We start from the raw sequence: 12,306 nt of genomic DNA on the forward strand, positions 1-12,306 counted from the left end.
ATGCCGTCGGTCACGCGCTCGTCAGCACGTCGGCGATCAGCACCCGGTCTCCGGCCTCGGGAGCATCCTTCTCGACACCGCGCTCGACGTTGTCGCTGTAGAGCAGCGTGGAAGGCTCCGAGAAGCCGTCGGCCAACCGCAGCCGCCCTCCGACGAACTGGCTGCCGGTGACGCGCGCGTGATTGACGCCCGCGCCGATGTCGACATGCGCCACGCCCTTCGGCGCCGTCGAGGTCAGGCCGCTCAGACGCCAGGTGATGACCCCCGAGCCGGCAGCCCTCGAGATCAGGGCGCCCTCGCCGCGCTCGGTGCCGAGCTCGACGCCCTCCAGCGCGATGACCTGGTCGCGCACGGCGGTCGCGGAGAGCACGACATCACGCACCGAGCCGCCCCGAATGGTCACCCTCGACGCACCGATCTCGGCGGGCGCGCCTTTCACCGGTCCGCTCAACCGGCAGTCGACGAACTCGACGCGTCCGGAACCACGCGCCTTCATCCCGTCGATTCCCGTGATCGTGCAGCGCACGAAGCTCACGGAAACCGTGACCGGGGTCTGGATGAGCACCTGGTCTTTCGGGAGCGCGAAGGTGCAGTCCTCGATCGTCGTCGGCCGCGACGATCGGGCCGACCGCTGCCCGATGGCCAACAGCCCGGCTGTGCATCCGCGCACCTGGGCGCCGTCGGCGTTGATCGTCATGGTCGCCTGCGGGTCGAAGGTCGACCGTCCGATCACGCGGACGTTCTCCAGCGTCAGATCACTGATCTTCGTGCCGGCGACGAACCACGAGCAGACGTGGTCGCGCACCGTGATGCGCTTGGCCGAGGTGCCCCACTGCGCGCCGGAATTGGCGATGTCCATCAGCCCCGAGCATCCGATGAAGGTGAGGTCGTGCTCGTACTGACCGTGGGTGGTGAACGGGTTGCCGCCCTGATCGTCGCCGTCACCGTGGCAGTTCTCGACGATGCAGTACGCACTGGCGGTCAGGTCGTTGAGGTGCCGCGCGTTCGACGACGTGCAGTCGCTCACCCGCCCGTAGAGGCAGTAGATCTGTTGAGTGAGGTACCCCGCGCCGCCGTAGAACACCGTGGGCGGGTTCTCGACCGAGCAGCGTTCGGTCGTGAAGTGGGTGTTCCACCGCCGCATCACGACGGGCCACCACGTGCGGCTGGCGTGCACATCGGCGACATCGCATCCGATGGCGTACTCGAACGCGATCGGATGCGACCCTGTCAGCTCGCGCGCGTCGGGGAACGAGCCGTCGGTGGGCCCGTCGAAGGGACCGGCGCCGAGGAACCGCATGTTCGAGATGCGCACGCCTTCGACCGGGGCCATCTGCCGCCAGGTGAGCTTGCGGCCCTTGTCCAGCGGCCAGCCATTGAGGTAATTGATCCGGATGTGCTGCCCATCGATCTGCTGCGTCACCTGGACGAACCGCTGGATCTCGCGCTCATCGGCGCCGCCTCCGGCGACCGTGTCGCACTGCACCGCCCACCACGTGTCGACGGGGAACTTCGCCGCATCGGGGACGGCGACCGCATCCGTCAGCTCAGGCCAGGCCTCGGCCAGCTGATGCTCGACGACGACGTCTCGGGATACCCCGGTGAAGAACATCACCGCGCCGAACGGGTTGTCGTGGGTGTTCGGCTCGATGCCCTCCGTCGCGATGACGTGCCCGCCGAAGTCGATCTCGAGGTGGGAGCGCGTGAAGCGATGCCGCTTCTGGAACAGCAGATCCGTGTGCGCTTCGATCCGCCGGATGCGGGGATCGTTTACCATCGCGGCGAGCGCATCATCGGCCGCCGTCTCGGGCCCCGTGATGCCGAAGACCCGGAAGTCGAGCGTGCCGTCATGCTGCAGCAGCCAGGTGGTACCGCGCTTGCCGGCGATCACCGTGCCGCCGTTGGGCGTGATCTTCGCCGCGTCGGACCCCACGTACACGAGCAGCCCCGCGTCGCCCGGTGTCCGGTAGCCGGCGACGATGGCCACCTCGCCGTCCCGTGCACGGAGGCGGGCCAGCTCGGCGACGGTCTCCGCCCTGGTGATGTCTTTCGCACCCATGGCGACGGGGGCCGCCTGCGCGGGTGTCACGACAGCGAGGGAGCCGGCAGCGCCGAGCGCGACCGCACCGAGTCCGGCCATGAGGGCGCGGCGACCGGTGGACCGCACCGTCCCCTCCGCGTCAGCGCTCGCCGGTGTCGTGGCACCTGCGTGCGAATCCGCCGCAACGGTCGATCCATCGGTCATGACAACCCCTTCGTCATCTCTTTGAAGCCTTTGCTATAGCATCTAGCAAATACGCGACGGTGTCCACCGATCCGAGAAATGCCATAGCATCGAGCGAACGAATGCGCACCACTCGACGAGGCTGCGCCGCGGATCGAGAGGGCACCCGAATGCGCAGCGTCTCGGATCAGAACATCGCCGAACAGGTCACGGACGAGCTGCGCGCCGCTATCCACTCCGGAGAGCTCGCGCCCGGCGAGCGCCTCGTCGAACGCAAGCTCGCCGACCGCCTCGGCGTGAGTCACATCCCGGTGCGCGAAGCCCTGACCCGTCTGGCCGAAGAGCGTCTGATCACCCGCGAGCCCCGCCGCGGCGCCCGCGTCGCACAGCTGAGCGCGCAGGATCTGGAGGAGATCTCGAGCCTGCGGATCGTGCTCGAGCAGTTCATGGCCATCCGGGTGCAGGAGCGGTGGAACGAGGAATCCGCTGCCCGTCTCGGTGCCATCGTCCAGGCGATGTCGGATGCCGCTCCCGGCGACATCGACGAGGTGCTGCGCCAAGACCGCCTGTTCCACGAGACACTCGCCGACCTCGCCGAACACCGCTTCCTCGACGAGGTGAGCGGGCAGCTGCGTGGACGCATCACCGGGTTCCTGCACGCCGCCAACGCGGCGCTCGACCCCGCCGAGCTCGAAGAGCACGTGCGCAGCCACCAGCAGATCGTCGACGCCATCGCGAGCGGAGACCCCGACCGGGCACAGGCGGTCATCGCCGAGCACGTCACCCGCGCGGTCCGGCGCATCACCCCCTCGGCCGAAGCCGAGTGACACGGCCCGTGCCTCAGAAGACGATCGTCCTCACCGGAGCATCCGACGGGATCGGGGCAGCCGCCGCCCGCCAGCTCGCCTCGCCGTCGAACCGGCTCATCCTGGTCGGCCGATCGGTCGAGAAGACCCGCGCGGTCGCGGAGGAGACCGGATCGGACTGGTTCACGGCCGATTTCGCCCGCCTCGACGACGTGCGGGCGCTGGCGGAGAAGATCACGGATGCCGTCGGCGATGGCGGCATCCACGTCTTGGCGAACAACGCCGGCGGCATCTTCGGGGATCAGACCCCGACCGTCGACGGCTTCGAGAAGACGATGCAGGTCAATCACCTGGCGCCGTTCCTGCTCACGAACCTGCTCCTACCGCAGCTGCTCGCGTCCGGCGGCGCGGTCATCAACACCTCGAGCATCGGCCACCGCCTCTTCGGGCACATCGACGTCGACGACCTCGACAACACCCGCCGCTTCAGCCCGAACAAGGCCTATGGCGACGCGAAGCTCGCCAACGTGCTGTTCGCGAAGAGCCTGCACACGAAGTTCCATGCCGACGGACTCAGCGCGGTGGCGTTCCATCCGGGCACCGTGCAGACGAACTTCGCGTCCGACTCGTCGAGCATCATGCGGCTGCTCTACCGCACGCCCCTCAAGCACCTCCTGCTGATCGGGGCCGACAAGGGCGGCGACACTCTGCGCTGGTTCATCGAGGGCACCCCCGGCGACACCTGGTTCTCCGGCGCGTACTACGACGAGCGCACCCTCACCACGAAGGTCAATCCGCAAGTGAACGACCCGGATCTCGCCGAGGCCCTCTGGCAACGCAGCGCCGAACTCGTCGGCATCCCGTCGCCGTAGCCCGTCACGCCCCTCGCCCTCCCCCGCCCCTCTCCCGCCCCACCCCTCTCCCCCCTTCGCCGAGTGCACGGCTTCCTGCCGAGTGCACGGCTTTCCCGCGCGAACACCCCGTGCACTCGCGAGCAACCCGTGCACTCGGCAGCGGTGGCGGTCGCCGAAAGGTGGTCGCACGCTCGGCGCCGAACCCTGGCCATAAGTCCGATTGAGGAGCGACCGCCGCGAGCGTAACGTGTTACCGCTCAACCAGCTCAGCCATTCGCACGCCGCCCCCACCCGGGGCGCGCGGAACCTCAAGGAGGCAAGGATGCCCCGCACGAATCCGAAGAATCCGGCGTACTCCGTCTGGCGGCGCAAGCCGGTCGGCGACCTGACGGAGGAGGCGGAGAGCAGCGGTCTCTTCAAATCCCTCGGACTGTGGCAGCTCACCGCGATCGGCGTCGGTGGCATCGTCGGCGTCGGGATCTTCTCGCTCGCCGGTCTCGTCGCACACGGCGACGCCACGAACCCCGGCGTCGGCCCCGCGGTCGTCATCTCATTCCTCATCGCCGGGCTGGCATCTGCGGCGGCCGCACTCTCCTACGCCGAGTTCGCGGGGATGATCCCCCGTGCCGGATCGGCGTACAGCTACGGCTACGTCGCGCTCGGGGAGATCACCGGTTGGTTCATCGGCTGGGATCTGCTCCTCGAATACGTCGCCATCGTGGCCGTCGTCGCGATCGGGATCTCCGGCTACCTCGACGCGTTCCTCTCCGGCTTCGGCGTGCACCTGCCGACCGCGGTCACCGAGACGTTCGACCAGCCCGGCGGCGTCGTCAACATCCCGGCGATCCTGATCTGCCTGCTCGTGACATTCCTCCTCAGCCGCGGTACCAAGACCTTCGGCCGGTTCGAGCTGGTGGCGGTCGGGATCAAGATCCTGCTGATCCTGTTCATCGTGGGACTCGGCATCTTCTACATCAACACCGACAACTACACCCCGTTCATGCCGTCCGGCTTCGGCCCGGTCTTCACCGGGGCCGCGACGGTGTTCTTCGCGGTGTTCGGCTACGACGCGATGAGCACCGCCGCAGAAGAGGCGAAGGACGGGCGCAAGCACATGCCGAAGGCGATCATCCTGTCGCTGATCATCGCCATGCTGCTCTACGTCGCCGCGACGCTGGTGCTGACCGGGATGCAGAACTACCAGGACATCGACCCCAAGGCCGGCTTCGCCTCGGCATTCTCGAGCGTGGGACTGCCCGTCATCGCCTCGATCATCTCCGTGTTCGCGGTGCTCTCGATCCTCACGGTCATGCTCACGTTCCTGCTCGGCGCCACCCGCGTGTGGTTCTCGATGAGCCGCGACGGACTCCTCCCCGGATGGTTCTCGAAGGTCGACCGCCGCGGCGTGCCCCAGCGGGTGACCTGGATCGCGGGCATCGGCTCCGCGTTCTTCGCCGGCATCTTCCCCATCCGCGCCGTGGCCGACCTGACGAACATCGGCATCCTGGCGGCGTTCGTCGTCGTGTGCATCGCCGTCGTCGTGTTCCGATACACGAAGCCGGAGGCTCCGCGCACCTTCCGGTTGCCGTTCATGCCGGTGGTGCCGATCGTCGGCGTCGCCTTCTCGCTGTTCCTCATCTCGCAGCTGCACTGGGAGACCTGGCTGCGCTTCGGGGTCTGGCTCGTGATCGGACTCGTCGTCTACTTCGCCTACGGCCGCCGCCACTCGCTGATGAACCCCGACAGCCCCCGCCGCCCGCGCTGACGCCCCCTCGCCCCCGGCCCCTCGCTCAGCCCGCGGCCCGCGGCCCGCTATGAAGGAGAACTCTCGTCATGAAGGACCAGGATCAGCGGATCCTCCTTCATAACGGGAGTTCTCCTTCATGAGATGCGGCCGTGGTGTGCGGGCGCGAATTATGGGCGCTGCGCGGCCTCCGAGTGCACGACCTCCCGCCGAGTGCACGGCTTCTTCACGTCGAGAAGCCGTGCACTCGCGAGTAGCCCGTGCACTCGGCGACAGGGACGGGTGCGCGCGCGGGAGCGGGGACGGGACCGGGACGGGGACCGGGTGTCAGACCACGAGGTTGGCGGTGTCGACGACGCGGTCGCCCCCGGCGGGGAAGGCCGTGCGGGTCACGCCCGACTCCACGTTGCCGGTGTGCAGCAGGGTCGACGAGCCACCGAATGCGGCATCCGCCAGCTCCAGCGCGCCGCCCTCGAAGCGGTTGCCGACCGCGCGGTAGTGCGTCGCCCCCTTCGTGACCGCGACGTGGGTGGATGATCCCTCGGCGCGGAAGCTGCTGTCGGACAGTGTCAGGTGCAGCTCGCCGTCGCCGGTCCGGGAGACACCGGTGCCGCCCTTGATCGACACATCCGAACCGGCGACCTCGACGACCTGGCGCTCACTCCGCGCCGCCTCGATGCGGGCGTTGCGCAGCGTCGACCCCTCGAACCGCAGCTGCGCCGACGACGACACGATCGGCGCCGCATCATCCGCCGCGTTCAGGGTCGAGCCGCGGAACGTGACCGCACCCGAGCCCGCGATCTTCATGCCGCCCACGCGGTCGAGCACCGTGTCGACGAACGTGACCGGGGTCTTCACGGTGGCGTTGGTGAGCTCGCCCGGCGCCACGAACGTGAAGTGCGAGTCGGCGATCACCGTCGGGCGCCCGGAGTTGTCGGACGCCTGCGTGATCACGAGCGTGTCGGATGCCGTGCACCCCCGCAGCTGGGCGCCGTCGGCATTGATCCACAGCATCCCGGAGCCGGCGAGCGAGGGCTTGCCGATCACCTGCACGTCTTCCAGCGTGAGGTCGGTGATGCGCACGCGGGCGACGAACCACGAGCACACGTGCTTGCGCACCGTGATGCGCTTGGCCGCCGATCCCCAGGCCGCCCCCGAGTTCGCGAACGTCATGAGCCCCGAGTTGCCGGTGTAGGTGAGGTCGTGCTCGTACTGGCCGTGCGTGACGAACGGCCCCTGGTCGTCGCCGTCGCCGTGGCAGTTCTCGACGAGGCAGTAGGCGCTCGCGGTGAAGTCGTTCAGGTGCCGCGAGTTGGCAGTGTGGCAGTTGGCGACGTATCCGTACAGGCAGTAGATCTGCTGCGTCAGGTAGCCGGCGCCGCCCCAGGTGACCGAGGTGGGGTTCTTGAGCGTGCAGCTCACGGTCGAGTAGTACGTGTTCCAGCGGCGCTGGATGAGCGGCCAGAAGGTGCCCGTGCCGTCGATGTGGTCGACGTCGCAGCGCACCGCGTATTCGAAGGCGAGCGGGTGCGAGCCCGTGTACTCGTCCTTGCCGGTACCGAGGAACTTCAGGTTCGACACGGTGACGTCCTGCACCGGCACCACCCGGCGCCAGGTCATCGTGCGGTCCTTGCCGAGCGGCCAGCCGTTCTTGTAGTTGATGCGGATGTGCGTGCCATCGACGATCTGCGTGACCTGCACGAGCCGCTGCAGCTCTCGCTCCCAGCGGCCCGAGAGCGCGTTCACCTCGGCGGCGTACCAGTCGCCGACCGCGAAGAAGGAGGAGTCGGCGACGGGGAAGACGTCGCCGAGGTCGGGGACCACCTCGTTCAGCCGCGCCTCGTGCACGGCATCGGTCACCTCGCCTCGGAAGAACATGACCGCGGCGAAGGGGTCGTCCTTGCCGGCGTTCTCGATGCCGACCGTCGTCATGAGGTGTCCACCGAAGTCGAACGCGATGCGCGACCGCGAGAACTTGTGACGGCGCACGAAGTTCAGGTCGCTGTGGGCCTCGATGCGGTGGATGCTCGCATCGTTCACCATCGTGTCGAGCGCGTCGTCGGCATTCACCTTCGCGTTCATCACACCGAACATGCGGAAGTCGACGACGCCGTCGTGCAGGAGCAGCCAGGCACCGCCCTTCGGACCGGCGAGCACGGTACCGCCGTTCGCCGCCGGAGCATCCTTCTTCACGAACCGGTACAGCCCGTCGCCGCCGTCCCCGGCCGCCGCGTACCCGGTCGTGCGCACGAGGTCGCCGTCCTTGCCCTTGCGCTTCGCGAGCTCAGTCGCGGTGCCGCCGTTGGCGACGTTCGCCGAGCCCGACGAGCTCTGCGGCGCCACGGGTCCGGCGGCCTGCGCGGCCGCGGGCATGCCGACGGCGGCCACTCCACCGATCGCGGCAGCGCCGAATCCGGCGAGCAGCATGCGCCGACTGCGCAGCGCAGCCGTCTCGGTCTGGGTCATCTCCTGCGGGGTCATGCTCATCCTTCCGTGCGGCGTCATCGCCGCGGTCAGGCGTCCGGCCGTCCGGCCGAGCCGCATCATCCGATCGATCCCCAGTCCCCAGTGCCGTTGTCCGAGCCGGTGCTCAGAAGTAGTCGCCCGCCGTGAAGTGGCGGATGCCGTGCAGTCGCGCCGCACGCCGCAGCGGGCGGATCATCCCGGTGCGGTCGTCCTGCCGCACGGCCTCGGGCGCGAACGCACGCAGCGCGCGGTCCTCTTCCGGGAGGGCGGGCACGGCGAGCTCGCACGACGTCACCCCGGCGGATGCCCAATCCACCGCGACCGTGGCGAGCAGGTCATCCCGCACACCGTCGGCATCCGGAAGCACGGCGCTCTCCAGGAGCATGCCGACCTGGCCGTGACGCTCGGCGACCGCGTAGCCGACCACGGTCGATCCCTCGATCCGGCGGTACAGAATGGCGCCTCGCAGCCGTACCTCCGCCATCGCCCAGTCCCGATCACCGCGCTCCGGCGCCAGGACCAGATCGGACCGTGAACGTTCGTAGACCTCGCGCACTGCGCGGAGACTCCCGAGCCCGACGGATTCGCGCACGACGCGCCCCTCGGTCCCGACGGCGGCGGGCGTCGCAGCGCGCCAGGGCCCGGCCACGGTCCGCGCCATCGAGAACGTCTCGAACCCGCTGGAGCGGTACACCTCGGGGGTGCCGGTGAACAGCAGTGCCCAGTCGGCGTCGCCCGCTGCCTGCAGAGTCGCGGCGACCAGCCGGCGTGCGAGCCCCTGCCCCCTCGCCCGCTCGGCGACCGCAACGCTGCCGATGGCGTGCACCGCGGCGATCCCGCCGTCGGATTCCCGGAGCCGCTTGGGCAGTCCGTAGATCGACCCGCAGAGGCCCTCGTCATCTTCGGCCACCCGCGTGTGCGCGAGCCGTTCGTCGTCGACGAGCCACTGGTCGGGAGCGAGCGGGGGCGTGAACGCCGTCGCCCACAGCGCGGCGAGCGCCTGCTGGTCCGTGGCGCGGGCGGCACGGATCGTCGCCGCGCTCACGATGCCCGCGCGGCGGCCGCGCATCCCGCCGGCCCGGTCATGCCATCGAAGACAGCTGGTCGCGGGAGATGGTGTGAGTGAGGGTGCGCCCCTCCGCGAAGGCTTCGACCTCGTCGACGACGATCCGCCCCTGACGCCGGCGTCCCTGACTCGTGCCGGCCGCCCGGTGCGGGGTGACCAGCACGCCGGGCAGCGAGCGGAACGGACTGTCCGCGGCGAACGGCTCCTCGTCGAAGACGTCTATCGCCGCACTCAGTCGACCGCGCTCCAGCTCTTCGATCAGCGCGGCCTCGTCGACCAGCCACGACCGGGCCGTATTCACGAGCCCCGCGCCGTCGCGCAGGAGTGCGAGCTCGCGGCGGCCGATCAGGTGATGCGTCTCGGGCAGGGTCGGCGCGTGCACGGCGACGATCTGCGCACGCCGCAGCGCCTCGTCGAGGGTGACCAGCTCGGCCCCGAGCTCCGCCGCGGCGGCCGCATCGAGAGTCGGGTCGACCAGCAGCGGCTCGGCCCCGAGCGCACGGATCAGTTCGAGATACGCCCGTCCGGTGCGCGAGGCACCGATCACGGCGATGGGCGTGCCGAGGATCTCGCGCTGCACGCCCACGGCATCCGCGTCGTACCAGCCATCGTCGGCGCGCAGGGCGTTGTGCATCTCGGGCACCCGGTGCAGCAGCGCGAGCGTGAAGGTCAGCGACACCTCGGCGACGGGCCGCGCCATGCCCGCACCCGCCTGGGTCACGACGACGCCGCGGTCGAAGAGCACATCCGTCGCGAAGGGTTTGATCGTGGCGCCGGTGTGCGCGATGAGCTCGAGCTTCGGCAGCGAGGCGAGCACCGCCGCGTCGAAGGGGCCGACGCCCCAGCTCGTGATCACGATGCGCGCCTCGGCGAGCTCCGCATCGGACAGCCGATCCACCCGTACGAACGACCCGCCCAGACCGGCGGCGACCGCCTGCAGCCGCTCCGCATCCTCACCCAAGAAGAACTCCGCGAAGAGCTCCTCGGAGACGACCGCGACCACGGTCGACACCACCGTTCCCACGCTCGCCGCCGCGCTCATCGCAACCAGGCCTCGAGGTTCTCGGCGATGAAGGCGTCGTCGTTCAGGTCGGGGTACGCGTGGCGCACCCGCTCGATCTCCTCCGCCTGGCCGGGCGACAGCCCCTCTGCGGGGTCGAGGCACCAGGTGCCGTCGAGCAGCCCCTGCTGGCGGAGCATCTCGTGCACGCCCGCGATCACTCCGTGGAAGTCGTTGCCCGGGTCGAACACGGCCTGGTTGACGTCGACCATGTCGGAGGCGACGAGCCCCAGGTCGCGGTACGCCTTCTCATCTCCGGCCATCGCGCGCTGCGCGCGTTCGAGCAGCGCGACCGCGGCCCGCGTGCCGACCGCCCATTGGCCGAGCAGTCCGCCGACGAAGCGCAGCGTGCGTGCACCGGAGGGCGACTCCACATGGAACTCGGAGAGCAGGTCGGCGACGATCGCGTCGTCGTTGCCGGTGTAGAGCGCGATCTCATCGGCGCGCCCCGAGGCAGCCACCCCGCGCACCAGCTCCAGCGTGCGGTACCGGTCGAAGGGCGCAGCCTTGACGGCGACGACGGCCGGGATCGACGCGAACTCGCGCCAGAAGTCCCGGTCGAGCACAGGGCCGCCGATCGCGGTCTGCAGGTAGAAGCCGACCACCGGCAGCACCTCGCCCACGGCGCGGGCGCGTTCGAGCAGGGCCCGCTCGTCGGCGCCGGCCACGCGCGGGCTCACCAGCACGGCGTCGTAGCCCAGCCCGCGGGCGAGCTCGGCCTCGGCGACCGCCTGGGCGGTGCCACCAGCGACGCCGGCGATGCGCACCACGTCGGCACTCGCCCGCGCATCCAACTCCTCCGCGGCGAGCGCGAGCACGGGTTCGAACAGGGCGTGTTCGGGATCGCGGATCTCGAACTGGGTCGTGTGCACCCCGACCGCCACGCCGCCGGCGCCCGCGTCGAGGTAGTAACGGGTGAGCGCGCGCTGGCGGCGCTCGTCGATGCGGCGCTCGGCGGTGAGGGCGAGCGGATGCGCCGGGATCACGGCACCGCGGGCGAGGGTGGCCGCGGCTTCCGGTCGCAGGGTGGGAACGGTCATCAGAACTTCCCGTCGCGGACTGCCCACTTGGTCGGCTTGGCGATCATCGGGAGGCCCTTCTCGATCCAGTCGGCCTGCAGGCCGATCAGGGTCTCGGCCGAGACGGACGGGTAGCCGAACAGCGCCATGCACCGGCGAGCGTCGCTGAGCAGCGCGGTGGGCTGCGGCTCGTCGACGATCTCGACCTCACGGTCGAAGAGGGTGCCGAAACGCCGGGCGATCGAGTCGACGCTCAGCAGCTCGGGCCCGGTGAGGTTGATCGTGAACGGGGCGGTCGAGGCGTGCACGAAGCTGCGCAGCACGACCTCATTCGCGTAGCCCTGCCAGATGACGTTGACGTTGGCGGTGGCGACCGAGACGGGCTGCCCCGCGTGCACGGCGCTGCCGATGTCGGCGAGCACGCCGTAGCGCAGGTCGACCGCGTAGTTGAGGCGGATGATCGCGACCTTGGTCCCGCGCTCCTGCGCCCCGAACTCGAACACGCGCTCGCGACCGAGGCACGACTGCGCGTACTCGCCGATGGGTGCCGGCTGCACTTCTTCGGCTGCTCCGCCCGAGGAGGCGGGCAGGAACGGGTAGACGTTGCCGGTCGAGAGCACCGAGATGGCGCTGTCGCGGTAACGGCGGGCGACGCGGTCGGGCAGGGCGGCGTTGACCTCCCATGCCCAGGAGGCGTTGGTCGCGGCGCCGAACTTCGCCCCGACCATGAACACCACGTTGGGAGCATCCGGCAGCGCGGAGAAGTCGTCGTTCTCGATCAGGTCGAACGGGACGACCTTCACGCCCGCGGCCTCGAGGCGCTCGCGGATCGCGGCATCACCGAAGCGCGAGACCGCGTACACGGCGTCGTCCTGGCGGCCGGCGGCATCCATCCCGCGGCGCGCGAGCATCGCCAGGGTCGGGCCCATCTTGCCGCCCGCACCGAGGATCACGAGGTCGCCCGCCCCGCGCGCGAGGTCGTCGATCAGGCCGGCGCTCGGTGTGGCGAGCGCCTCCTCGAGATCGGCCTCTGAAGTGAAACTGTGCTGAGTCATGTGGTGCTTTCC

Annotated in this window: 9 protein-coding genes; 3 read left to right on the top strand and 6 right to left on the bottom strand. The window is 69.8% G+C overall.

Annotated features, from left to right (window positions below):
- Positions 1 to 10 precede the first annotated feature (10 nt).
- Positions 11 to 2,245: a DUF4148 domain-containing protein gene (locus tag J7E45_RS09090; RefSeq protein WP_251053548.1), complete on the bottom strand. Its 2,235-nt coding sequence runs from the start codon at positions 2,243 to 2,245 to the stop codon at positions 11 to 13.
- A gap of 149 nt (positions 2,246 to 2,394) precedes the next feature.
- On the opposite strand from J7E45_RS09090, the gene J7E45_RS09095 reads away from it, so the two are divergent.
- The 3 genes from J7E45_RS09095 (at position 2,395) to J7E45_RS09105 (ending at position 5,649) form a co-directional block, all read left to right on the top strand.
- Positions 2,395 to 3,051, top strand: coding sequence for a GntR family transcriptional regulator (locus J7E45_RS09095; RefSeq protein ID WP_167633592.1), 657 nt, complete (start codon positions 2,395 to 2,397; stop codon positions 3,049 to 3,051).
- A gap of 8 nt (positions 3,052 to 3,059) precedes the next feature.
- On the top strand, positions 3,060 to 3,902 hold the full coding sequence (locus J7E45_RS09100; protein WP_215068653.1) for an SDR family NAD(P)-dependent oxidoreductase: 843 nt from the start codon (positions 3,060 to 3,062) through the stop codon (positions 3,900 to 3,902).
- A 304-nt stretch (positions 3,903 to 4,206) separates the two neighbouring features.
- Positions 4,207 to 5,649: an APC family permease gene (locus tag J7E45_RS09105; protein WP_215068655.1), complete on the top strand. Its 1,443-nt coding sequence runs from the start codon at positions 4,207 to 4,209 to the stop codon at positions 5,647 to 5,649.
- A 306-nt stretch (positions 5,650 to 5,955) separates the two neighbouring features.
- Here the strand turns inward: J7E45_RS09105 and J7E45_RS09110 are convergent, their stop codons facing one another.
- From J7E45_RS09110 to J7E45_RS09130, 5 genes are all read right to left on the bottom strand, one after another.
- Entirely contained in the window at positions 5,956 to 8,109 is a 2,154-nt protein-coding gene (locus J7E45_RS09110) for a peptidase C14 (protein ID WP_251053558.1), read from the bottom strand.
- A gap of 109 nt (positions 8,110 to 8,218) precedes the next feature.
- Positions 8,219 to 9,163 carry a GNAT family N-acetyltransferase gene (locus J7E45_RS09115; protein ID WP_251053560.1) on the bottom strand — a complete coding sequence of 315 codons (945 nt, stop codon included), beginning with the start codon at positions 9,161 to 9,163 and terminating at the stop codon, positions 8,219 to 8,221.
- 13 nt (positions 9,164 to 9,176) lie between these two features.
- The gene (locus tag J7E45_RS09120) at positions 9,177 to 10,202 is read right to left on the bottom strand and encodes a hydroxyacid dehydrogenase (RefSeq protein WP_215068658.1); all 1,026 of its coding nucleotides are present in this window, start codon (positions 10,200 to 10,202) and stop codon (positions 9,177 to 9,179) included.
- Positions 10,199 to 11,260 (bottom strand): dihydrodipicolinate synthase family protein, encoded by a 1,062-nt coding sequence (locus J7E45_RS09125; RefSeq protein WP_215068661.1) that lies wholly within the window; start codon positions 11,258 to 11,260, stop codon positions 10,199 to 10,201. Before J7E45_RS09125 ends, J7E45_RS09120 begins: the two co-directional genes overlap by 4 nt.
- Entirely contained in the window at positions 11,260 to 12,294 is a 1,035-nt protein-coding gene (locus tag J7E45_RS09130; protein WP_215068663.1) for an NAD(P)-dependent oxidoreductase, read from the bottom strand. The genes J7E45_RS09125 and J7E45_RS09130 overlap by 1 nt, the downstream gene beginning before the upstream one ends.
- Positions 12,295 to 12,306: the final 12 nt, after the last annotated feature.

This window comes from Microbacterium sp. ISL-59, assembly GCF_018613945.1.
Classification (GTDB): Bacteria; Actinomycetota; Actinomycetes; order Actinomycetales; family Microbacteriaceae; genus Microbacterium; species Microbacterium oxydans_B.

Excerpts from the sequence above, each read along its gene's own strand:
- J7E45_RS09095 (WP_167633592.1), top strand. The coding sequence starts at position 2,395 with ATGCGCAGCGTCTCGGATCAGAACATCGCCGAACAGGTCACGGACGAG.
- J7E45_RS09110 (WP_251053558.1), bottom strand. The coding sequence starts at position 8,109 with ATGACCCCGCAGGAGATGACCCAGACCGAGACGGCTGCGCTGCGCAGT.
- J7E45_RS09120 (WP_215068658.1), bottom strand. The coding sequence starts at position 10,202 with ATGAGCGCGGCGGCGAGCGTGGGAACGGTGGTGTCGACCGTGGTCGCG.
- J7E45_RS09115 (WP_251053560.1), bottom strand. The coding sequence starts at position 9,163 with ATGCGCGGCCGCCGCGCGGGCATCGTGAGCGCGGCGACGATCCGTGCC.
- J7E45_RS09105 (WP_215068655.1), top strand. The coding sequence starts at position 4,207 with ATGCCCCGCACGAATCCGAAGAATCCGGCGTACTCCGTCTGGCGGCGC.
- J7E45_RS09090 (WP_251053548.1), bottom strand. The coding sequence starts at position 2,245 with ATGACCGATGGATCGACCGTTGCGGCGGATTCGCACGCAGGTGCCACG.
- J7E45_RS09130 (WP_215068663.1), bottom strand. The coding sequence starts at position 12,294 with ATGACTCAGCACAGTTTCACTTCAGAGGCCGATCTCGAGGAGGCGCTC.
- J7E45_RS09125 (WP_215068661.1), bottom strand. The coding sequence starts at position 11,260 with ATGACCGTTCCCACCCTGCGACCGGAAGCCGCGGCCACCCTCGCCCGC.